The sequence below is a fragment of the Streptomyces coeruleofuscus genome, from assembly GCF_039532725.1.
In the GTDB taxonomy this organism is placed as follows: domain Bacteria; phylum Actinomycetota; class Actinomycetes; order Streptomycetales; family Streptomycetaceae; genus Streptomyces; species Streptomyces coeruleofuscus.
Genome location: NZ_BAAASE010000003.1, coordinates 486739 through 508821, shown reverse-complemented (window position 1 = coordinate 508821; position 22083 = coordinate 486739). Strand labels below are relative to the sequence as shown.

The following is a 22083-nucleotide window of genomic DNA, read 5'->3' as shown; positions in this document are numbered from 1 at the left end:
GGAGGGAACATGGCAGGGGAACCCCAAGACGACTGCCTCTTCTGCAAGATCGTCGCGGGGACGATCCCGGCGACGATCGTCCGCCAGACGGAAACGACCGTCGCGTTCCGCGACATCAACCCCCAGGCCCCCACCCACGTCCTGATCATCCCCAAGGCGCACCACGAGAACGCCGCCGCACTCGCCGCCGCCGACCCGGCCCTCACCGCGGACGTGCTCCGCGAGGCCCAGGCCGTCGCCGACGAGGAGAAGCTGGACAGCTACCGCCTCGTCTTCAACACCGGCAGCGGCGCCGGCCAGACGGTCTGGCACGTGCACGGCCACGTGCTCGGCGGCCGCGGCCTCGAATGGCCTCCCGGATAACAGGACGACGCCTTGTCCGTACGCGAACTCGTGGTTCTCGGCACCGCCAGCCAGGTCCCGACCCGCCACCGCAACCACAACGGCTACCTGCTCCGCTGGGACGGCGAGGGCATCCTGTTCGACCCCGGCGAGGGCACACAGCGCCAGATGGTGCGAGCCGGGGTCGCCGCGCACGACCTGAACCGGATCTGCGTCACGCACTTCCACGGCGACCACGCTCTCGGCCTCCCCGGGGTCATCCAGCGCATCAACCTCGACCAGGTGCCGCACGAGATCACCGCCCACTACCCGAAGTCCGGGCAGCGCTTCTACGAGCGGCTCCAGTACGCCACGCCCTACCGCGCGACCGTCGTCATCACCGAGGCCCCGGCCGACGGGGACGGCGTGCTCGCGGTCACGCCGTCGTACACGCTGGACACCCGCAGGCTGTCGCACTCGATCGAGTCGTACGGCTACCGGATCACCGAGCACGACGGCCGCCGCATGCTGCCCGAGCGGCTCGCCGCGCACGGCATCAAGGGGCCGGACGTCGGCCGGATCCAGCGCGAGGGTTCGCTCGGCGGGGTCTCCCTGGAGGACGTCAGCGAGGCGCGGCGAGGGCAGCGGTTCGCGTTCGTCATGGACACCCGGCTGTGCGAGGGAGTGTACGCGCTCGCCGAGGGCTGCGACATGCTCGTCATCGAGTCGACCTTCCTCGACGAGGACGAGCAACTCGCGGTGGAGCACGGGCACCTGACGACAGGTCAGGCCGCCCGGGTGGCCCGGGACGGCGGTGTGCGGCACCTCGTGCTGACCCACTTCAGCCAGCGCTACACCGACCCGGACGAGTTCGAGCGGCAGGCGCGGGCGGCGGGGTACGAGGGAGAGCTGACCGTGGCGCACGATCTACTGAGGGTGCCGGTTCCGAAGCGTCGGTGAAACGCCCGTACGATGAATTGATGTCCCTCCCCAAAGCCGAACTGCACCTTCATATCGAAGGCACCCTGGAACCGGAACTCGCCTTCGAGCTCGCCACGCGCAATGGCCTCACGCTGCCGTACGCGAACACGGAAGAACTGCGCGAGGCCTACCGGTTCGAGGATCTCCAGTCGTTCCTGAACCTGTACTACGAGCTCATGGCCGTCCTGCGCACCGAGCGGGACTGCGAGGACCTGGCGAACGAGTACCTCGAACGCGCCGCCGCCCAGGGCGTGCGGCACGCGGAGATCTTCTTCGACCCGCAGGCCCACACCAGCCGCGGGCTGGAACTCGGCACGGTCGTCGAGGGGCTGTGGCGGGCGCTGGGCGACAGCGAGTCCCGGCACGGCGTCTCGACGCGGCTGATCATGTGCTTCCTGCGCGACGAGTCCGCCGAGTCGGCCCTGGCGACCCTGGAGGCGGCCAAGCCGTACCTGGACCGGATCACCGGCGTCGGACTCGACTCGGCCGAGGTCGGGCATCCGCCGGCGAAGTTCCGCGAGGTGTACGAGACCGCCGCCGCGCTCGGGCTGCGGCGGGTCGCGCACGCCGGTGAGGAGGGGCCGCCGGAGTACATCACCGAGGCGCTGGACGTCCTCGGCGTCGAGCGGGTCGACCACGGGCTGCGCTGCGTGGAGGACCCGGAGCTGGTGGAGCGACTGGTGCGGGAACGGGTGCCGCTGACGCTGTGTCCGCTGTCGAACGTCCGGCTGCGGACCGTCGACACCCTCGCCGACCATCCGCTGCCCGCCATGCTGGACGCCGGCCTGATGTGCACGGTGCACTCGGACGATCCGGCGTACTTCGGCGGCTACGCCGGCGACAACTTCGACGCCGTGCGCGGCACCCTCGGCCTGAGCGAGGAGCGGCTGCGCGAGCTCGCCCGCAACTCCTTCCTCGCCTCGTTCCTGGAGGACGACGAGGAGCTGCGGGCTCGGTATCTCGCCGAGGTGGAGGCCTACGAGTTCCGCTGAGGAACCCGCGGCCTCGCAGGACCCCGGCCCCAGAGGACCCCCGGCCTCAGAAGACCTCCGACCCCGCCTGGCCGTAGGCGCGCTGGGCCGGGACGGCCGGGGTGTCCACGGGGATCTCCACCACCTGCTGTTCCCGGGCGCCGATCTCGGGGACCGCGCCGGTGGGGGTGCCCGTGGTGGCGGCGACCAGGGCGGCCGGGTGGCCGCCGCGGCGGCGGATCGCCCCGGCCAGCAGCGGCCGCCCGCTCGTGTGCAGGGCGACGGCGGTCATCGGCAGGGCGATCACCAGCAGACCGGCGGCCAGGATCGCGCCCATGGCCGGGAACCCGGCCTGCGCCGACAGCACGCTGCCGGTGAGCGGCCCGGCGGCCGTGCCCAGCGAGGACGCCGAGCCGACGAGCACCGCCCAGCGGCCGCGCGGGTCGAGCGAGGCGGCGAGCCCGATCACGTACGACAGCACCACCGGATACAGGGTGTTCCAGGCGATCTCGCCGGTCGCGAAGCTCGCCAGGTCGGTCGCGGAGGCGCTGAGCACGATGCAGCCGGCGATGAGGACCGTGCCCGCCCCGATCGGCACCGCGCGTCCCAGCCGCGCCCCGAGCGCGCCCGCCGCGAGGACGCCGGTCAGCCCGGTGCCCAGCGCCACGGCGAACACCGCGCCGACGGTGGCCTCGCCGAGGTGGGCCTGGGTCAGCCCGATCTGTCCGCTCACGCCCCACAGGGAGTTCTGGGCGAGCGACCAGCACAGCATGGCGGCGGCCAGCACCAGGCCCGAACGGGCGTGGGGTAGCCGGGCCTTGTCGTGCCGCGCGGGCGCGGCGGGCATACCGGCGGGCAGGCGGCCGGTCAGCGGCCACACGGCTAGGGCCGTGAGGGCGATGGCGGCCAGGGGCAGACCGTGCCCCGGGCCGAGGTGCGGGACCGTCAGATACACGGCGCCCGCCAGGGCTGAGACGGTGAGCAGACCGGCCGTGGAGGCCCGGTGCGGGTCTCGCTGGGCGGCTATGAGGGTGGCGGCGACGGTGGTGGCCGTGCCGGATCCGAACCCGCCGACGAGGGCACCGGCGACGACGGCCGGGACGGCGGTGGCCAGCGCGGCACCGCTGTAGCCGAGCAGGGCCAGTGCCAGCCCGAGCCGGGCGAGGGCGCGGGCCCCGATCCGTTCGACCCGTGAGGCCAGGGCGAATCCGGCGGTCGCCGAACTCAGCAGCAGGGCACTGCCGACGGCGCCGGCCTGGGTGGCGGAGAGCGGAAGGCCCGAGTCGAGTCTGCCGACGGTGGTCGGCAGCAGATACGGGGCGAGGTACCCGGCCGTGAAAAGGGCGACGAGGGGCCAGGGGGTGGTGCGGGGGGCGAACACGGGCGTTCCCAGGGCATGCGAAAGGAGCGGCGGAGGAGGGGGATTGGGCGACGACCGTCGACGGACAGGAACGCGCGGGCAATTTGTATCAAGCAAGTAGTCGTACGAGTTAACCCACGGGGTGTGATGTAGCGCACGTTGCGTTTGGTGCGGTGAAGTCCGGGTAGACGAGCGCCTTTCCCGAGGTGGCGTGCGGGTTTCCGCTAACGCCAGCGCACCGACCCGGACCCCGGAACCGTCGCCTCCGCCTTCGCCCGGATCTCCCGCATCACGGCGACGATCCGCTCCTCGTGCTCCGGCGTGAGCCGGGCCACCGGCACCGAGCAGCTGATCGCGTCCAGCGCCGGGGTGTCGTAGCGCAGCGCGAACCCGAAGCCGACGATGCCGGTCACGCCCTCCTCCCGGTCCACGGACCAGCCACGCACCCGGACCCGGGCGAGGTCGGCCGCCAGGGACTCCCGGCTGGTGTGCGTGTTCGGGGTCAGCGCCTCGTACGGCGCCTCGGGCAGGTCCGCGTCCGGGCGTTCCGCCAGCAGGGCCTTGCCCAGGGCCCCGGCGTGCGCGGGCAGTCGCCGCCCGACCCGGCTGATGGTCCGCAGGTACTCGTGCGACTCCCGCGTCGCCAGGTACGCCACGTCCCGGCCGTCCAGCCGGCCCATGTGGATCGTCTCGCCGAGCGCCTCGGACGCCTCGTCGAGGTACGGCCGTACGACCCGGACCCGGGGGTCGGAGTCGAGGTAGCTGGTGCCCGTGAGGAGGGCGTGGATGCCGATGCCGTACAGGGAGCCGGTGACGTCGGTGCGGACCCAGCCGCGCGAGATCAGGGTCTGGAGCAGCGCGTACATCGAGCTGCGCGGTACGCCGAGTTCGTCGGCCAGCTCCTGGAGCCGTGCCGGGCGGTCACCTCGGGCCGCGAGGAGTTCCAGCAGCTCGACCGTGCGGGCCGCGGACTTCACTTCGCGGACGCCCCCTGTGTCTGACATGCGCCGATCGTAATCGCGCCGGCCCGGGCGGTTGACGTTCGCGTACCCAGCCATCATTCTCATACATAAATGGCGTCTACATAAGGAGATGGCGAGGGGATGACCGAGGAGATGACGGTGAGCGCCGGCCCGGGTGGGGTCGCGCACCGGCTGCGGGAGGGCATGGCCGGCGGCGTGCTGTCGTTCCCGCTGACCAGCTTCCGCGACGACGGCACCCTCGACCCGGACGGCTTCCGCGCCTACGTCGCGGACCGGCTCGCCACCTCGCCCGGCGCCGTCTTCCCCGCCTGCGGCACCGGCGAGTTCTTCTCGCTCGACGAGGAGGAGTACCGGCAGGTCGTCACCATCACGGTCGAGGAGGCGGCGGGACGCGTACCGGTCGTGGCCGGGACCGGGTACGGCTGGGCGCAGGCCGTGCGGTTCGCGCGCATCGCCGAGGAGGCCGGTGCCGACGCGCTCCTCGTGCTGCCGCACTACCTCGTCGCCGCCCCGCAGGACGGGCTGGTCGCCCAGCTGGAACAGATCGCCGCCCGCACCCGGCTGCCGCTGATCGCCTACCAGCGCGGACAGGTCGCGTTCACCGCCGGGTCGCTCAGGCGCATCGCGGCCCTGCCGGGCGTCATCGGCCTCAAGGACGGCCACAGCGACCTCGACCGGCTCCAGCGCCTCACCCTCGCCGCGCCCGAGGACTTCCTGTTCTTCAACGGCGCCGCCACCGCCGAGATCCAGGCCCGCGCCTACGCCGCCGTCGGCGTCCCCGCCTACTCCTCCGCGGTCCACGCCTTCGCCCCCGAGATCTCCGACGCCTTCTTCGCCGCCCTGCGCGACGGCGACCACGGCACCGTCGACAAGCTGCTGCGCGGCTTCTACGTCCCGCTCGTCGAACTGCGCGACCGCGTCCCCGGGTACGCCGTGTCGCTGGTGAAGGCGGCGGCCCGGCTGCGCGGCCACCCGGTGGGTCCCGTGCGCGCCCCGCTCACCGACCCCTCGCCCGCCGACCTGGCCGCCCTGACCGCCCTCCTCGAAGCGGGACTCGACCTCGTGGGAGCCGCTCTGTGAACCTCGCCATCACCGACGTACGGCTGACGCCGATCCTGGTCGCGGACCCGCCGCTGCTCAACACGCAGGGCGTGCACCAGCCGTACACGCCCCGGCTGATCGTCGAGGTCGTCACGGCGGACGGGGTCACGGGCCTGGGGGAGACCTACGGCGACACCAAGTACCTGGAGCTGGCCCGGCCCTTCGCCGAGCGGCTGAAGGGACGGCAGGTCAGTGATCTGAACGGGCTGTTCACGCTCGCGGACCAGGTCGCGGTGGACGCCGCCCGGGTCGAGAACGCCGTCGACGTCGGCGGGCTGCGCGGCGTCCAGACCGCCGACAAGCTGCGTCTTTCCGTCGTCTCCGCCTTCGAGGTGGCCTGCCTCGACGCCCTCGGCAAGACCCTCGGACTGCCCGTGCACGCGCTGCTCGGCGGCAAGGTGCGCGACGCCGTCGAGTACAGCGCGTACCTGTTCTACAAGTGGGCCGGCCACCCTGAGGGCGTCGCCTGCGAGAAGGACGACTGGGGGGCCGCCGTCGACCCGGCCGGGGTGGTGGAACAGGCCCGCCGGTTCACCGAGCGGTACGGCTTCACCTCCTTCAAGCTCAAGGGCGGTGTCTTCCCGCCCGACGAGGAGATCGCGGCCGTACGGGCGCTCGCCGAGGCGTTCCCCGGGCACCCGCTGCGGCTCGACCCCAACGGCGCCTGGTCCCTGGAGACCTCGCTGAAGGTGGCGCGGGAGCTCGGGGACGTCCTGGAGTACCTGGAGGACCCGGCCCTCGGCATCCCCGCCATGGCCGAGGTCGCCGAGCGGACCGGGGTGCCGCTCGCCACCAACATGTGCGTGACGACCTTCGCCGAGATCAAGGAGGCGTTCACCAGGGGCGCCGTCCAGGTGGTGCTCTCGGACCACCACTACTGGGGCGGACTGCGCAACACCCAGCAGCTCGCCGCCGTCTGCCGCACCTTCGGCGTCGGTGTGTCGATGCACTCCAACACCCACCTGGGCATCTCGCTCGCCGCGATGACCCACGTGGCCGCGACCGTCCCGAACCTCCACCACGCCTGCGACTCCCACTACCCCTGGCAGTCGGAGGACGTGCTCACCGAGCGGCTCGCCTTCGAGGGCGGCAAGGTGCCCGTGTCCGACGCGCCCGGGCTCGGCGTGGAGCTCGACCGTGAGCGGCTGGCCGCACTGCACCGGCGGTGGCTGGACGACGACGGGGCGCTGCGGGACCGCGACGACGCGGCGGCCATGCGGGTCGCCGACCCGGAGTGGGTGACGCCCTCGATGCCCCGCTGGTAGCCCCGGCTCTCCGGTCGCCCAGGGGGCGCGCGGCGTCCGGCGTGGGCTGACGGAACGAGGGGGACTGGCGTGATCGGCGTCACGTTGTCAGTGATGTGGTGCAGACTGGCCTGATCCGCACCACGTCAGGGAGCGCATCGTGATCGCGTCCACCGCCCCGGCAGGAAAGGGCCCGGCCGGAAAGGGATCGCACCGCCAGACCCAGGTCGATCCCCTCGCCCCGCTGCGCGCGCCGGACGACCCGCCCTGGGACGTCTACCTCACCGGCACCGTCTTCCTCGACATCATCTTCACCGGGCTCGACTCCGCCCCGGTGCGCGGGACCGAGTCCTGGGCGCGCGGGATGGGGTCGAGCCCCGGCGGCGTCGCCAACATGGCCACCGCCCTGGCCCGCCTCGGCCTGCGCACGTCCCTCGCGGCGGCCTTCGGCGACGACCACTACGGCGACTACTGCTGGGACGCCCTGGAGCACGGTGAGGGCATCGACCTCTCCCCGTCGCGCACGGTGCCCGGCTGGCACTCCCCGGTGACGGTCTCCATGGCCTACGAGGGGGAGCGCACGATGGTGTCGCACGGCCACGAGCCGCCCCCGGAGGAGCCCGCCCCCGAGTGCCCGCCCCGCGCGCGTGCCGCCGTCGCCTCCCTCGCCCCCGGCGTGAGCGCGCCCTGGATCGCCCAGGCCGCGAGCAAGGGCACGCGGGTCTTCGGCGACGTCGGCTGGGACGACACCGGCGCGTGGGACCTGGCGGCGCTGACCGACCTGCGGCACTGCGAGGCGTTCCTGCCGAACGCGGAGGAGGCCATGCGGTACACGGGCGCGGACTGCCCCAGGGCGGCGGCGCACGCGCTGACCGAGCACGTGCCGCTCGCGGTGGTCACGCTCGGGGCGGACGGCGCGTACGCGGTGGACCGGCGTACGGGGGAGACGGCGGAGGTGCCGGCGATCGAGGTCGAGGCGCTGGATCCGACGGGGGCGGGGGACGTGTTCGTCGCCGGGTTCGTGGCGGGGACGCTGGCGGACTGGCCGCTGGCGGACCGGCTGGCCTTCGCCGGGCTGACCGCGGCGCTGTCCGTGCAGGAGTTCGGGGGGTCGCTGTCGGCGCCGGGATGGTCGGAGATCGCGGCGTGGTGGCGGCGGGTGCAGTCGGTGGAGGGGCAGTCGGCGGTGGCATTGGAGAGGTACGGGTTCCTGGCCGACCTGGTGTCGGAGGAGCTGGTGAGGCCCTGGCCGTTGCGGCGGGCCGTGCCGACGATCGGCTTCCGGCGCTCGGCGTGACGCCCTGGCCGCCCAGGGGGTTCCGCCCCTTGGACCCCCGGCCCATGCCGGGAGGGACCGTCGCCCCGGATCGCCCGAGTCAAGAGCCGCTGTCGCCCCCGGTTGCAAACCCCACCCCAAAACCCCTACGGCGTTGTCAGTCCCCCGTCGTACCCTGGGAATCGCGAGGCCGCCCTCAGCTACGCGGCCGTGAAGAGGAGGAACCGCAGGCCTTCAGCGCCGGCCCATGACTCAGACACCCACAGCTCACACCCCCGCGCAGGAGCAGGCGAGAGCACAGTTCACCGTCCCTGCCCAGCACCCCATGGTGACGGTGCTGGGGTCCGGCGACGCCCTCCTGCGCGTGATCGAGAAGGCCTTCCCGGCGGCCGACATCCACGTCCGGGGCAATGAGATCAGCGCGGTCGGCGACCCTGTGGACGTCGCCCTCATCGCCCGCGTGTTCGACGAGATGATGCTGGTGCTCCGCACCGGACAGCCGATGACGGAGGACGCAGTGGAACGCTCGATCGCCATGCTCAAGGCGAGCGAGAACGGGGAGAGCGACGGCCAGGAAACCCCTGCCCAGGTGCTCACGCAGAACATCCTGTCCTCGCGAGGCCGCACGATCCGCCCCAAGACGCTCAACCAGAAGCGCTACGTGGACGCGATCGACAAGCACACGATCGTCTTCGGCATCGGCCCGGCGGGTACCGGCAAGACGTACCTGGCGATGGCCAAGGCCGTTCAGGCCCTCCAGTCCAAGCAGGTCAACCGCATCATCCTGACCCGCCCGGCGGTCGAGGCCGGAGAGCGGCTCGGATTCCTCCCGGGCACGCTCTACGAGAAGATCGACCCGTACCTGCGCCCGCTCTACGACGCGCTGCACGACATGCTCGACCCGGACTCGATCCCGAGGCTCATGGCCGCGGGCACGATCGAGGTCGCGCCGCTCGCCTACATGCGCGGCCGCACGCTCAACGACGCCTTCATCATCCTGGACGAGGCCCAGAACACGAGCCCCGAGCAGATGAAGATGTTCCTCACCCGCCTCGGCTTCGACTCGAAGATCGTGATCACGGGTGACGTGACGCAGGTCGACCTCCCGGAGGGGACGAAGAGCGGTCTGCGGCAGGTGCAGGACATCCTGGACGGCGTCGAGGACGTCCACTTCTCCCGCCTGTCGTCCCACGACGTCGTCCGGCACAAGCTGGTGGGCCGTATCGTCGACGCGTACGAGCAGTACGACACCAAGCACGGCACCCAGAACGGCGCGCACAAGAGCCGAGGCAAGTCCGGGCACAAGGGGAAGTAGCAGCCACAGCACCATGTCGATCGACGTCAACAACGAGTCCGGTACCGAGGTCGACGAGCAGGCGATCCTCGACATCGCCCGTTACGCGCTCGCGCGGATGCGCATCCACCCGCTCTCCGAGCTCTCGGTGATCGTCGTGGACGCGGCCGCCATGGAGCAGCTGCACATCCAGTGGATGGACCTGCCGGGCCCCACGGATGTCATGTCCTTCCCGATGGACGAGCTGCGCCCGCCCTCCAAGGACGACGACGAGCCGCCGCAGGGGCTGCTCGGCGACATCGTGCTGTGCCCCGAGGTCGCGGAGAAGCAGGGCAAGGAAGCCGACACGCAGCACTCCATGGACGAGGAGCTCCAACTGCTCACCGTCCACGGGGTGCTGCACCTGCTGGGCTACGACCACGAGGAACCGGACGAGAAGGCTGAGATGTTCGGCCTCCAGGCGGCCATCGTGGACGGCTGGCGCGCGGAGCGGGGCCTGACCGGCCCGTCCCCGGCGCCGACGGTCTCGTAGCGCCGCCGATGAGTCCGCAACTCGCCCTGGGCGCGGTCGCCCTGGTCATCGTGGCCTGGCTCTTCGCCTGCGCGGAGGCGGGCCTCGCGCGGGTCTCCAGCTTCCGCGCCGAGGAGGCCGTGCGCTCCGGCCGCCGGGGCAGCGCCAGGCTGTCACAGGTCGCCGCCGACCCGACCCGCTACCTGAACGTGGCGCTGCTGGTGCGCGTCGCCTGCGAGATGGCCGCCGCCGCGCTGATCACGTACGGCTGCCTGATGGAGTTCGACAACACGACCGAGGCCCTCCTGATCGCCATCGCGATCATGGTCCTCGTGTCGTACGTCGCCGTCGGCGTCTCCCCGCGCACCATCGGCCGCCAGCACCCGCTGAACACGGCGACGGTCTCGGCGTACGTCCTGGTGCCACTGGCCCGGGTCATGGGCCCGATCCCGTCGCTGCTGATCCTCATCGGCAACGCGCTCACCCCCGGCAAGGGCTTCCGGCGCGGTCCCTTCGCCTCCGAGGCGGAGCTGCGCGCGCTGGTCGACCTGGCCGAGAAGGAGTCGCTCATCGAGGACGACGAGCGCCGCATGGTGCACTCGGTCTTCGAGCTGGGCGACACCCTCGTCCGCGAGGTCATGGTCCCGCGCACGGACCTGGTGGTCATCGAGCGCTACAAGACCATCCGCCAGGCCCTCACCCTCGCCCTGCGCTCCGGTTTCTCCCGGATCCCGGTGACCGGCGAGAGCGAGGACGACATCGTCGGGATCGTGTACCTGAAGGACCTGGTCCGCAAGACGCACATCAGCCGCGACGCCGAGTCCGAGCAGGTGTCCACGGCGATGCGCCCGGCGTTCTTCGTGCCCGACACCAAGAACGCGGGCGACCTGCTGCGCGAGATGCAGAAGGAACGCAACCACGTCGCCGTCGCCGTCGACGAGTACGGCGGCACCGCCGGCATCGTCACCATCGAGGACATCCTCGAGGAGATCGTCGGCGAGATCACCGACGAGTACGACCGCGAACTGCCGCCGGTGGAGGACCTCGGCAAGGACCGCTACCGGGTCACCGCCCGCCTCGACATCGGCGATCTGGGCGAGCTGTACGGCCTGGAGGCGTTCGACGACGAGGACGTCGAGACGGTCGGCGGTCTGCTCGCGAAGGCGCTGGGCCGGGTCCCGATCGCCGGAGCGTCCTCCGTCGTGGAGCTCCCCGACGGCCGGGAACTGCGCCTGACCGCGGAGGCCGCGGCGGGCCGCCGGAACAAGATCGTGACGGTGCTGGCGGAGCCGGTGGACCCGGCGGATCCCGTGGAGGAGGAGAAGCCGGAATGACCCCGCAGGAACTGCGCGCCTTCTGCCTGTCCTTCAACGCGGCCGTCGAGGACTTCCCGTTCAGCCCGGAGATCTCGGTCTTCAAGGTCCAGGGCAAGCTGTTCGCCCTGTCGCACCTCGACGCGCGCCCCCTGAAGGTCAACCTCAAGTGCGACCCGGACGACGCGATCCGGCTGCGCCACGAGCACGAGGGCCTGATCGTCCCGGGCTGGCACATGAACAAGCGGCACTGGAACACGGTCACGGCCGACGGGGGACTCCCCGACCGGCTGGTCCGGGAGCTCGTCGAGGACTCCTACGACCTCGTCGTCGCGGGCCTGCCGCGAGCGGACCGCCTCCGCCTCGACCGGCCCTGACGCTTCCGTATGCTCGGATCATGACCGACAGCAGCGCGCTCGACCCCGAGGACCGCAAGATCGTCACCCTGGCCCGTTCCGCACGGGCCCGCAACGGCGTGCCCGAGGGGGCGGCCGTGCGGGACGAGACCGGACGTACGTATGTCGCGGGGACCGTGGCCCTCGACTCCCTGAAGCTCACCGCCCTCCAGACGGCCGTGGCGATGGCGGTGGCCTCGGGCGCCAAGTCGCTGGAGGCCGCGGCCGTGGTCACGGAGGCGGAGACCGTGTCCGACGAGGACCGGGCGGCGGTACGGGATCTCGGGGGCGCGCGGACGCCGGTGCTGGTGGCCGGGCCCGACGGGACGGTGCGGACGACCGTGACCGCCGGCTGAAGTCCGCTGTAACCGGCGGTAATTAGGCGCGAATTCAACCTTGCCGCTGTCTGCCCCACGCGCATCAATGGGATCCGTACATTCCGACGGACCGTCAGGTTCGGCGCTCGCGTGACGTGCCCGCACTCACCTGCCGAGCGTCCCCCCACACGGAAACGGAGCCGGAATCCCATGAGACGCAAGCGAACAGGAGCAGGCGCGGCCCTGGCGGCCGGGGCCCTCGCGGTCACCGGGCTCGCCTTCGCCCCCGCCGCACTCGCCGTCACCCCCCAGACGGCGACGATCAGCGCCGACTGCGGCACCTTCGGCAGTGGCGAGGCCGCGCTCACGGCCACGCAGGACGGCACCGCCGCCACCCTCACCGTCAAGTCGTCCGCGATCACCGCGCCGATCGCCCTCGGCGAGGACTCGATCGCGTCCACGCTCACCCTGGTGAAGGCCGGCGGCGGCACCGTCGACTTCACCGGCACTCAGAACCCGGCGATGGCCGCCGGCGCCCCGGTCGAGGTCGGCCCCCTCAGCGGCACCGTGGCCTCCGGCGACAGCCTGGAGGCCTTCGGCGGCTCGCTGAAGATGACCGTCTTCGGCATCACGATCACCTGCACGGCGACCGGGCCGCAGTCGCCGGGCCCGTTCGTCTTCGACTGATCCCGGCGGGCCGGGCGCGACCTACAGCGCGTCCGGCCCGCGCTCGCCCGTCCGCACCCGCACGACCGTGTCCACGGGCAGCGCCCACACCTTGCCGTCGCCGATCTTGCCGGTGTGCGCGGCCTTCACGACCGCGTCGATGACCGCCTCGGCGTCCGCGTCGTCGACGACGACCTCGATGCGGATCTTCGGCACCAGGTCGACCTGGTACTCGGCGCCGCGGTACACCTCGGTGTGGCCGCGCTGCCGGCCGTAGCCGCTGGCCTCGCTCACGGTCAGGCCGTGCACGCCGAGCTCCTGCAAGGCGTTCTTGATCTCGTCGAGGCGGTACGGCTTGACGATCGCGGTGATGAGCTTCATGCCTGGGGACCTTCTGCGCGGGGGAGACGACGGAGGGGGAGACCGGGGCGCCGTGGCCCAGGATGCCGTGATCGTAGGCCGTCTCGGAGTGCACCGTAAGGTCCAGCCCGGACTGCGGCCGGAGGCACTCGGCGGGAGGTTCGGGCGCCTGTGCGGCAGGGCTCTGTGGATCAGGGAGAATGGGCGCCATGAGCGTTCGTACCCAGTCATCCGAAGAGCCGGCCGAAGCTGTCCACAGGGCTGGCTTCGCCTGCTTCGTGGGCCGTCCCAACGCGGGCAAGTCCACTCTCACGAATGCTCTGGTCGGCCAGAAGGTGGCGATCACGGCGAACCAGCCGCAGACGACGCGGCACACCGTGCGGGGCATCGTGCACCGCCCGGACGCCCAGCTGATCCTGGTCGACACCCCGGGGCTGCACAAGCCGCGCACGCTGCTGGGCGAGCGGCTGAACGACATCGTGCGCACCACGTGGGCCGAGGTGGACGTGATCGGCTTCTGCCTGCCGGCGAACGAGAAGCTCGGCCCCGGTGACCGCTTCATCGCGAAGGAACTGGCGTCCATCCGGAAGACGCCGAAGATCGCGATCGTCACGAAGACCGACCTGGTGGACAGCAAGACGCTCGCCGAGCAGCTCATCGCGATCGACCAGCTCGGCAAGGAACTCGGCTTCGAGTGGGCCGAGATCGTCCCGGTGTCGGCGGTCGGCGACAAGCAGGTGAACCTGCTGGCCGACCTGATCGTCCCCCTCCTGCCGGAGGGCCCGGCGCTCTACCCCGAGGGCGACCTGACCGACGAGCCCGAGCAGGTCATGATCGCGGAGCTGATCCGGGAGGCCGCGCTGGAGGGCGTCCGCGACGAGCTCCCGCACTCCATCGCCGTGGTCGTCGAGGAGATGCTCCCCCGCGAGGACCGCCCCGCCGACAAGCCCCTCCTCGACATCCACGCCTTCGTCTACATCGAGCGCCCCAGCCAGAAGGGCATCATCATCGGCCCCAAGGGCAAGCGCCTGAAGGAGGTCGGCATCAAGTCCCGCAAGCAGATCGAGGCCCTGCTGGGCACGCCGGTCTTCCTCGACCTGCACGTGAAGGTCGCGAAGGACTGGCAGCGGGATCCGCGGCAGTTGCGCAAGCTGGGGTTCTGAGGAGCCGGCTCCTCGTGCCGGGGGACGCGACGCGTGCGGACGGTCACCCGGTCCCGCCCTTCAGGCCGGCCGTGCGCGGCACACGGAGATCGCCGGTCTGCTGAGCGCGGATGAGCGACCGGTAGTGCTCACTGCTGTCGAGGAGATCCCCGTGGCTGCCCGTGGCCACGACCCGGCCGGCGTCGAGGACGACGATCAGGTCCGCGGCGCGGATGGTCGACATGCGGTGCGCGATCACGAGCAGCGTGCACTCCCGCGCGGTCTCCCGCATCGACCTGCGCAGCGCCGCTTCGCTGACCGCGTCCAGATGGGCGGTCGGCTCGTCCAGCAGGAGCAGGCGCGGCCGGGCCAGCAGGGCACGGGCGATCGCGATCCGCTGCCGCTCGCCACCGGACAGCGCCATACCGTGCTCACCGGCGTCGGTGTCCAGCCCCCGCGGCAGACGGGCGATCAGGTCCGTGAGGTGTGCCAGCTCGACCACCCGGTCCAGCTCCTCCGGCCCGGCGTCCGGGACGGAGTAGGTCAGATTCTCCCGCAGCGTGCCGTACAGCACCGGGGCATGCTGTTCCACCAGGCCGACCCGGGCCCGGTGTTCGGCTCGGCCGATCACCTGTATGTCACCGCCGTCGAAGAGGATGTGGCCGCGGTCCGGATCGTAGAACCGCTCGATCAGCGCGAAGACGGTGGACTTGCCGACTCCTGAGCTGCCGATCAGGGCGACATGGCAGTGCTCCGGCGCCTCGAAGGTCACGCCGCGCAGGACGGGGCGTGACGGTTCGTAGCCGAACCACACGTCGCGGAACTCCAGCGCGGCCGCCCGTGGCCTGCCTTCCCGGCCTCCCGCTGGGCGGGACGCCGGAGCCCCGGCTCCCGGCACGGCGTCCTGCTCCGTGGGCAGCTCCAGCACTTCCGTGACCCTGCGGTACGCGCCCACGCCCTGCTCCATGGTGCTGAGGGACTGGAACAGCATGCCGATCGGCTCCACCAGGTAGATCATGTACAGCAGGAAGGCGGCGAGATCGGCGACCGACCCCTGCCGGTCGGCGACCCGTATGCCGCCGATGAGCAGCACGACGACGAACGATCCCTTGACGGCCAGCTGGATCGCCGGTGCCACCACGGCGTCCAGCTTCGCCATCCGCACGCTGCCCACGTAGGCCGACCTGGCGCCCCCCGCGATGCGGTCGGTCTCACGCTGCTCGGCGCGGCTGGCCCGGACGGTGCGGATGGCACCGAGCGCGCGCTCCAGATCAGCGGTCATGGCGCCCGTCGCCCGCTGCGTGGACAGCGACGCCACCTCGATGCCGTGCAGCACCGAGACGACGATCACGGTGGCGATCGCCACCATGCCCAGCACGACGAGGAACATCAGCCAGTCGAGCCAGATCATCAGCACCACGATGCCGATCAGCCCGATGGCCCCGGTCACCGCTTCGGTGAAGCCCTCCGCGACGAGCAGCCGCAAGGTCGTGCTGTCGGTGCTGGTGCGCGAGATCAGATCGCCTATGCGGTGGCGGTCGTAGACGGCCATGGGCAGCCGCAGAACGTGCTTGATCAGGCCGAGCCGGATCCCCAGCACGATCCCTTCGCCCGTCCGGGCCAGGACGAACTGGGCGAGGCCCTGCACCAGTGCCTGGGCCAGGAAGAGGACGACGAGCAGCGCCAGGGCGGGCCCGATCGCGCTGCCGGACGCGGTCGCCTCGATCACCTGCTTGACCAGCAGCGGCTGGGCCAGGCTCAGGGCAGAGGCGCCCAGCGTCAGCAGGACGGCGAGGGCGACCCACCGCCGGTGGCCGTGCAGCAGGCGCAGGAAGTCCCACGGGGCGGTCCGGCGTCGCTCGTCGGTCTCATCCGTCGCTTCGGGCTTCATGGATCACGGCCTCACGGCTGACGGGACCAGGAACGCAGGGCACGGTGAACAGGGGGCGGAAGTAGTCGGGCGGGTGGGGCTCTCCCACCGGCACCCCCTCCGCCTCCACCCACGCGTGCGCACCGAAGGGCGGCAGGCGCCGTGCGCCCACGCACCAGGTGGGCCACTGGCCGTGCAGGCGGCACAGCAGGATCGTGGCCAGGGACCGGGGCAGGCACCCCTCCCGTCCTCCGCACGCCAGGCTGACCGCGACCACGGAGTCCCGGGCGGCCCGGGTCTGTTCGATGGTGGCCGGACGGGCGCCCCGGCGCAGCCACTCCAGTACGACCCGGATGCGCCGGGGGCGCCGGCGGGCCAGAAGCCGTGCGGCGCCCACGGCGAGCCGGACCGGGATCCGGCGCCGCAGGGGCACCGAGCGCGGATCGTGGAAGATCGCCTCCGGTGAGGTCATCGGCCCTTCCTCCCCGGCCGCCGGCCGCGTACGTGCGGCCATCGGCCGTGCGCCCGGCGCCTCCCCGGCCGCGGCGCTGGGGCCGGCTGAGTTCCGGCGCGCTCCTCCGGCCCGCCGGTGTTCTCCTCGCCCAGGCCCGCCGAGTGCAGTCCGCCGACCAGTTCATGGACGTCCCGGTGCGCGGTGGCGATGTCCACCGCGTACTCCTCGCTGAGCGTCCGCGCGGCATCGGCTTCGGTGCCGCCGTGCAGCAGCGTGCGCAGGGCGATGGCGGCGCTGGGATTGAGCGTCCAGTACTGGTCGCGCTCCTCGTCGAGGAGCGTGATCCCGTAGTCCGTCTCGGCCGTGAACACACCCTCACGCAGCTTGAATGTCATCGGCCCTCTCCATTCAGCCCGGAACGGCGGTGGTGGCGGTTTCCAGCGTGCGGAGCCACATCTCGCACACCACGGTCTGGTACAGCGCGTCGAACGGCAGGGTCGGGGGCAGCGGCCCCCCGCACGTCTCGCGCAGCACCGTCGCGTCGATCAGACCCAGGCGGGCCAGCCGGGAGTCCTCGCACAGGGCCAGCAACTCGGCACGCTGCTCCCGCATCCCGACCTCCGCCTCGTAGGAACCCTCGTCCTTGGTGTGGCGGGTCAGGCTCTCGTCGGGAACGATGCCGCGCATCGCCTCGACGATGAGCGGCTTGTACCGCCAGGGGGTGATCCTGTCCTGCGGCCGCACGGCCAGGCCCGCTTCGATCACGCGGTCGTCGTAGTAGGGGGCGGCGAGGGTGAGCCCGGCGCGGGTGGCCAGCTGACCCACTTGCCGGACCATGCGGGAGTTGTTTGCCAGGGCTTCCAGCTCGATGTGCTGTCCGCGCCGCTCGGCCAGTGGTTCGGCGGTACGCGCCGCCGTGCGGATCAGCTCTCGGACGGCCTCGACGGCATCCGGCGTCGCCCAGGGAGGGAGCCGCGGTGGCGTCCCCCAGTCCAGCGCGGGCGCCTCCAAGGGGGGCGGTGCGGCGGTGAGCAGGTCGCCGGCCCGGGCGAGCCAGGCCTGGTAGGAGGTGTTGTCCCACAGCTGCCGCAGCGCTTCCCGGTACGGCCACGGGCCCTGGGCGGCGAAGCCACGCAGGCGCTGCAACGCGGTTCTGGGATGTGTGCGGATCAGCGTGTGCAGATGCGCCGGCGAACCGGCGAACAGCTCGTCCCCGCCGAAGCCCGTCAGGTGCATACCGGAGCCCCGTGCCGCGGCCAACCGTGGGATGACCAGGCAGCGGCTGGGATGCATCATGGCCGGGCACGGCTCGTCGAAGCGCTCGTCCACGTCCCGAAGGCCCTCGTACACCATCGGCAACTGGTCGCCGGCGATGACGTGGTGATCGACGCCGCCCAGTCCCGCAACCGTCCGGCGAGCCCAGGGCACGTCGTCGCACAGGGGGTCGAGGCCGTCGGCGGTGTAGGCGATGACCTTCGCCGTGCCGCGTGCGGCCAGAGCACACACCGAGGTCGAGTCCAGCCCGCCCAGATCGCAGCTCACCACGTCCCGGCCCCGGACGCGGACCTCCACCGCCGCCGACAGGGCCTCCCGCAACGCCGACGCGCCCTCGGCCATGGGCACCACCGGCTCCGGAGGCGCCCACCACGCGACGGGCCGTTCCCGGCCGTCGGCGTCGAGCGCCAGGTAGTGGCCGATCCCCAGGGCGCTCACGTCACGCCAGACCGGCTCGCCGGCCAGCGGGTGGGGCGCGCACGGATTCAGCAGGCGGGCCGCCAACCACTGCTCGTCGGCCTCCGCGTCGAGCAGAGCGGCCAGGACGTCGGCCCGGTCCGCGGCCACGCCGGCGTCACCGATCCTGGCGTGGAACACCCGTCGAAAGCCGGTGAGGCTCCCCTGGACACGCACCCGTCCGCCGATCGAGGCGACCAGATGGGAACTCCCGGCCATGCCACGGGACAGACCGTCCAGACCGGCGATCGTACTGATCCGGCCGGCCGCCCGGGTGAGCCGGTCGGCGGTCATGGCGTGTTCACCGACGACCGCGATCTTCACCCGGCCCGCCTCGCCGACGGACATGGCACCGGGAGACCAGCGGCCGAGCAGCCACGGCCGTCCTGACGGGTGGGTGACCTCCTGGACCTTCCGGGTGCGCAGTGCGGCCGACACCCGGCCCGCCGAAGCACAGTCCGGAAGGACGACGAACCAGCCCGGCCCCTCGCCGGAATCAGGAAAATCGGCCATGCCGGTCCCTTCGTGTACGCCCAGCCACGAGGTGATCAAGGCATAGGGGCGGCAGGACCTGCGTCCTGCCGCCACATGGAAGTCCCGCGCCGGTGAGACAACCGGCGGATCAGAAGAACCTCCTCCGGAAGAACCAGAACCTCTCCGGTCCAGCCCTGAAGCCCAGACCGGTCTTGCGGAAGGAGCCGACCGCAGTCAGCGTCGGACGCTCGTAGGTGCGCATGTCGTTGCACCTCCTGAACTGCGCGCGTCGCTATCGGTTGTCTCTTCCACAGTAGACGTCGAATCGCCCGAATGCCCAAAAAGACCGATATGATTATCGGTTCAATATTTAGGAGTCCTCAGCGGTGTTTCGCCGGGTTTGTGCGTGCAGTACATCCCGGAACCATGCGTACGACGCCTTGGGAGTCCGCTCCAGCGTCCGGAAGTCGACGTGCACCAGTCCAAAGCGGCGTGCGTAGCCCTCCGCCCACTCGAAGTTGTCGAGCAGGGACCACACGAAGTAACCGCGCACGTCGACGCCCGCCTCCATCGACCGGTGCAGGGCCCGGAGATGGCCGTCCAGGTAGGTGATGCGGTCCCGGTCGTCGACGCCCGGGTACGAGCAGCCGTTCTCGGTGATGACGACGGGCGGGAGGCGGTCGCCGTAGCGGTCGTGGAAGGTGGTGAGGAGTTCGGTGAGGCCCTCGGGAACGACGGGCCAGCCGAAGTCCGTGACCGGGTGGCCCTCGATCTCCCGTACCGAGAAGGGGAGTTCGGCGGGCATGCGGACACCGCCGAACTCGATCTCCGTGCCCCGCGGGGCGCCCACCCGGGTCGGGGCGTAGTAGTTGACGCCGTACCAGTCGAGCGGCTCGGCGATCACCTTCAGGTCGGCCTCGACGTCCCCGGGCATCAGCTCGCCGATGCCGTCCGGGTACCGGCCCAGCAGCAGCGGGTCCGCGAACAGGCGGTTCAGCAGCAGGTCGTAGAACTCGGCCGCCTCCACGTCCGGCGCCTCGGTGGACGCCGCCCAGGTCGGGCCGTGCGAGTTGGCGATGCCGATGTCCGTGGCGCCGGAGGCACGCAGGGCCCGTACGGCCAGGCCGTGGGCCAGCAGCTGGTGGTGGGCGGCCGGGAGCGCGTCGAACAGCAGCTGCCTGCCCGGTGCGTGCACGCCCAGGGCGTGGCCCAGCAGGGTGTGTTCGGCGGGCTCGTTGAGGGTGATCCACTTGGTCACCCGGTCCCCGAGGCGGCCGGCGACCAGCGAGACGTAGTCGGCGAAGCGCGCGGCCGTGTCCCTGTCCAGCCAGTCGAGGTCCGCCGGCAGGTCCCAGTGGAACAGCGTCGGCACCGGGCGGACGCCCGCCGCGCACAGGTCGTCCACCAGCCGGTCGTAGAAGTCCAGCCCCTTCTCGGACCGCACCCGCGGCCAGGAGACCGAGAAGCGGTAGGCGTTCACTCCGAGACCGGCCAGCAGGGCCACGTCCTCGCGGTGGCGGTGGTAGTGGTCGCAGGCCACCGCCGCGGTCGAGCCGTCCTTCACCCGTCCCGGCTCGGCCGTGAAGGCGTCCCACACGGACGGCTCGCGTTCGTCCGCCGCGCCCTCGATCTGATGCGCCGAGGTCGACACGCCCCAGAGGAAGCCGGCCGGGAAGCGGGGGATCGGATTGCCTGCGTCAGTCGCCATGCGCTGGATCATCCGTACCGGCGGTAATGGAAGTCAACGGCCGTGTGGGAACTGACCGTTACGCCCCCTCCTTCAGTACCCGCGAGATCAGTTTCCGCTGTTCGTCCGTCAGCCGCGGGTCGGCCGCGTAGACCGTCTTCCCGTCCACCGTGATCTGGTAGCTGAAGCCGTCCGGGACCCCGATCGGCGGCGTGCTCCGGCCGGCGGCGACCGCCTGCTCGGCCAGGGCGTGCCAGTCGGGGGCATCGGGCCGGCCCGAAGTGTCCACCTCGGCATGCCGCTCGATGCCCGCGAACCCGCCCGTGCGCCTCACCTGAATACGCATGGCACCTGTCTAGTACGGAACTACAGGGTCCGCACCCCGACCTGCTCCCAGGCCTTCGACACGGCCTCCAGCTCCTCCCCGTCGCCGAACCGCTCCCGCGCGGCCTTGACGGTGAGCGTGGCGAAGTCGGCGAACATCGCCTGCTGCTTCAGCTCGCCGCCGGTCAGCACGTCGTACCAGACCTGCCCCGCGCGCTCCCAGGCGTGGCCGCCGAGGGCGGTGGCCGCGAGATAGAAGGCGTGGTTCGGGATGCCCGAGTTGATGTGGACGCCGCCGTTGTCGCGGCCGGTGCGGACGAAGTCGTCCATCGTCGCGGGCTGCGGGTCCTTGCCGAGGACGTCGTCGTCGTACGCCGTGCCCGGCTCCTTCATGGAGCGCAGTGCCTTGCCCGTCACGCGCGGGGCGAGCAGGCCAGCGCCGATCAGCCAGTCGGCCTCGGCGGCGGTCTGGCCGAGCGTGTACTGCTTGATGAGCGAGCCGAAGACGTCCGACACCGACTCGTTCAGCGCGCCGGGCTGGCCGAAGTAGGTGAGGTTGGCGGTGTACTGCGTGACGCCGTGCACGAGTTCATGGCCGATGACGTCGATCGGGATGGTGAAGTCGAGGAAGATCTCGCCGTCCCCGTCGCCGAAGACCATCTGCTCGCCGTTCCAGAAGGCGTTGTTGTAGTCGCGGTCGTAGTGCACCGTCGCGTCCAGCGGAAGGCCGTTGCCGTCGATCGAGTCGCGCTGGTACGCCTTCAGGAGCAGCTCGAACGTGGCACCGAGGCCGGCGTAGGCGCGGTTGACGGTGGCGTCCTTGCCGGGCTTGTCGCCTTCCCCTCGCACCTTGTGTCCGGGCAGGTCCGTGCCGTGCCGGGCGTCGTGGACCGTGCGGTGCGGCCTGGCGGGCTCGGCCCCGGCGGGCGGGGCCACCGACGGGGCGCCGATGACCGTGGTCAGCCGGCGGTGCGTGCGCTCCAGGGCGTCGCGCTCCAGGGTCCGGCGGGCGGGCCCGGCGAGTGCGGGGTCCTCGGCCTGGGAGAGCTTGTCGAGGACATGGGGTGGGACGATGGTGCAGAAGACGGGCTCGAAGCCCCCGTGAGTCGTCATGCCCGGCACCTTTGCACTGCGTGATGAAGCTGTCACTAGTAGCCACCATGATTGGTGAAATACCGGGACACAAGCCTTCACTCTCCGTGGCGAAGTGGTATAGCGCACTTTTTGTCCCGTATGTGCGTCCGGTCCCGCATACTGATACGGATCCGCGCACACGGAGGGCCTCGACTAGCATGCTGCGCATCATGC

Annotated in this window: 24 protein-coding genes; 13 read left to right on the top strand and 11 right to left on the bottom strand. The window is 71.5% G+C overall.

The genetic code is table 11. The features are described from left to right. The first annotated feature begins 9 nt into the window (after window positions 1–9). From ABFX81_RS13550 to ABFX81_RS13540, 3 genes are read left to right on the top strand one after another with little or no spacing between them, the layout of a single operon-like run. Window positions 10–363, top strand: coding sequence for a histidine triad nucleotide-binding protein (locus tag ABFX81_RS13550; RefSeq protein ID WP_086603813.1), 354 nt, complete (start codon window positions 10–12; stop codon window positions 361–363). 12 nt (window positions 364–375) lie between these two features. After that, window positions 376–1281: a ribonuclease Z gene (locus tag ABFX81_RS13545; protein WP_086850945.1), complete on the top strand. Its 906-nt coding sequence runs from the start codon at window positions 376–378 to the stop codon at window positions 1279–1281. 20 nt (window positions 1282–1301) lie between these two features. Next, entirely contained in the window at window positions 1302–2294 is a 993-nt protein-coding gene (locus ABFX81_RS13540; protein WP_346138102.1) for an adenosine deaminase, read from the top strand. A 46-nt stretch (window positions 2295–2340) separates the two neighbouring features. On the opposite strand, the gene ABFX81_RS13535 is transcribed toward ABFX81_RS13540, so the two are convergent. Beyond that, window positions 2341–3654: an MFS transporter gene (locus tag ABFX81_RS13535; protein WP_086855304.1), complete on the bottom strand. Its 1314-nt coding sequence runs from the start codon at window positions 3652–3654 to the stop codon at window positions 2341–2343. A 203-nt stretch (window positions 3655–3857) separates the two neighbouring features. Further along, window positions 3858–4637 carry an IclR family transcriptional regulator domain-containing protein gene (locus ABFX81_RS13530; RefSeq protein WP_086855306.1) on the bottom strand — a complete coding sequence of 260 codons (780 nt, stop codon included), beginning with the start codon at window positions 4635–4637 and terminating at the stop codon, window positions 3858–3860. A gap of 99 nt (window positions 4638–4736) precedes the next feature. Between ABFX81_RS13530 and ABFX81_RS13525 the strand changes: the two genes are divergently transcribed. From ABFX81_RS13525 to ABFX81_RS13485, 9 genes are all read left to right on the top strand, one after another. Further along, on the top strand, window positions 4737–5696 hold the full coding sequence (locus tag ABFX81_RS13525) for a 5-dehydro-4-deoxyglucarate dehydratase (RefSeq protein WP_428837168.1): 960 nt from the start codon (window positions 4737–4739) through the stop codon (window positions 5694–5696). Then, complete coding sequence (locus ABFX81_RS13520; RefSeq protein ID WP_086855305.1) at window positions 5693–6982, top strand: enolase C-terminal domain-like protein; 1290 nt, start codon at window positions 5693–5695, stop codon at window positions 6980–6982. The genes ABFX81_RS13525 and ABFX81_RS13520 overlap by 4 nt, the downstream gene beginning before the upstream one ends. Window positions 6983–7121: 139 nt before the next feature. Next, window positions 7122–8258, top strand: a complete 1137-nt coding sequence (locus tag ABFX81_RS13515; protein ID WP_346138101.1) for a carbohydrate kinase family protein — start codon at window positions 7122–7124, stop codon at window positions 8256–8258. A 226-nt stretch (window positions 8259–8484) separates the two neighbouring features. Beyond that, window positions 8485–9552 carry a PhoH family protein gene (locus ABFX81_RS13510; protein ID WP_346138100.1) on the top strand — a complete coding sequence of 356 codons (1068 nt, stop codon included), beginning with the start codon at window positions 8485–8487 and terminating at the stop codon, window positions 9550–9552. A 13-nt stretch (window positions 9553–9565) separates the two neighbouring features. Beyond that, window positions 9566–10063 carry an rRNA maturation RNase YbeY gene (ybeY, locus tag ABFX81_RS13505; protein WP_059414063.1) on the top strand — a complete coding sequence of 166 codons (498 nt, stop codon included), beginning with the start codon at window positions 9566–9568 and terminating at the stop codon, window positions 10061–10063. Between the two features lie 8 nt (window positions 10064–10071). Beyond that, window positions 10072–11376, top strand: a complete 1305-nt coding sequence (locus ABFX81_RS13500) for a CNNM domain-containing protein (protein WP_086847387.1) — start codon at window positions 10072–10074, stop codon at window positions 11374–11376. Continuing rightward, complete coding sequence (locus ABFX81_RS13495; RefSeq protein WP_086847389.1) at window positions 11373–11732, top strand: MmcQ/YjbR family DNA-binding protein; 360 nt, start codon at window positions 11373–11375, stop codon at window positions 11730–11732. Before ABFX81_RS13500 ends, ABFX81_RS13495 begins: the two co-directional genes overlap by 4 nt. A gap of 20 nt (window positions 11733–11752) precedes the next feature. Next, complete coding sequence (locus ABFX81_RS13490; protein WP_086847391.1) at window positions 11753–12106, top strand: cytidine deaminase; 354 nt, start codon at window positions 11753–11755, stop codon at window positions 12104–12106. Between the two features lie 171 nt (window positions 12107–12277). Then, complete coding sequence (locus ABFX81_RS13485) at window positions 12278–12754, top strand: hypothetical protein (RefSeq protein ID WP_086847393.1); 477 nt, start codon at window positions 12278–12280, stop codon at window positions 12752–12754. A gap of 21 nt (window positions 12755–12775) precedes the next feature. On the opposite strand, the gene ABFX81_RS13480 is transcribed toward ABFX81_RS13485, so the two are convergent. Further along, window positions 12776–13114: a P-II family nitrogen regulator gene (locus ABFX81_RS13480; protein ID WP_086847395.1), complete on the bottom strand. Its 339-nt coding sequence runs from the start codon at window positions 13112–13114 to the stop codon at window positions 12776–12778. 179 nt (window positions 13115–13293) lie between these two features. Between ABFX81_RS13480 and era the strand changes: the two genes are divergently transcribed. Beyond that, window positions 13294–14256: a GTPase Era gene (era, locus tag ABFX81_RS13475; protein ID WP_086847397.1), complete on the top strand. Its 963-nt coding sequence runs from the start codon at window positions 13294–13296 to the stop codon at window positions 14254–14256. Window positions 14257–14299: 43 nt separating this feature from the next. Here era and ABFX81_RS13470 read toward each other — a convergent pair whose 3' ends face one another. The 8 genes from ABFX81_RS13470 to ABFX81_RS13435 all read right to left on the bottom strand — a co-directional run bounded on the left by ABFX81_RS13470 (window position 14300) and on the right by ABFX81_RS13435 (window position 21888). After that, on the bottom strand, window positions 14300–16126 hold the full coding sequence (locus tag ABFX81_RS13470) for an ABC transporter ATP-binding protein (protein WP_346138099.1): 1827 nt from the start codon (window positions 16124–16126) through the stop codon (window positions 14300–14302). Further along, window positions 16104–16577, bottom strand: a complete 474-nt coding sequence (locus ABFX81_RS13465; RefSeq protein WP_086839252.1) for a lasso peptide biosynthesis B2 protein — start codon at window positions 16575–16577, stop codon at window positions 16104–16106. Before ABFX81_RS13465 ends, ABFX81_RS13470 begins: the two co-directional genes overlap by 23 nt. After that, complete coding sequence (locus ABFX81_RS13460; RefSeq protein ID WP_086839250.1) at window positions 16574–16954, bottom strand: lasso peptide biosynthesis PqqD family chaperone; 381 nt, start codon at window positions 16952–16954, stop codon at window positions 16574–16576. Before ABFX81_RS13460 ends, ABFX81_RS13465 begins: the two co-directional genes overlap by 4 nt. A gap of 13 nt (window positions 16955–16967) precedes the next feature. Then, window positions 16968–18803 (bottom strand): lasso peptide isopeptide bond-forming cyclase, encoded by a 1836-nt coding sequence (locus tag ABFX81_RS13455; RefSeq protein WP_086839261.1) that lies wholly within the window; start codon window positions 18801–18803, stop codon window positions 16968–16970. Window positions 18804–18912: 109 nt separating this feature from the next. Beyond that, window positions 18913–19026, bottom strand: a complete 114-nt coding sequence (locus ABFX81_RS13450; protein WP_107092234.1) for a keywimysin-related RiPP — start codon at window positions 19024–19026, stop codon at window positions 18913–18915. A gap of 108 nt (window positions 19027–19134) precedes the next feature. Continuing rightward, on the bottom strand, window positions 19135–20472 hold the full coding sequence (locus ABFX81_RS13445; RefSeq protein ID WP_086839249.1) for a GH1 family beta-glucosidase: 1338 nt from the start codon (window positions 20470–20472) through the stop codon (window positions 19135–19137). Between the two features lie 58 nt (window positions 20473–20530). Beyond that, window positions 20531–20797: a protealysin inhibitor emfourin gene (locus ABFX81_RS13440; RefSeq protein WP_086839247.1), complete on the bottom strand. Its 267-nt coding sequence runs from the start codon at window positions 20795–20797 to the stop codon at window positions 20531–20533. Between the two features lie 20 nt (window positions 20798–20817). Next, window positions 20818–21888, bottom strand: a complete 1071-nt coding sequence (locus tag ABFX81_RS13435; RefSeq protein WP_086839246.1) for a M4 family metallopeptidase — start codon at window positions 21886–21888, stop codon at window positions 20818–20820. Window positions 21889–22083 lie beyond the last annotated feature (195 nt).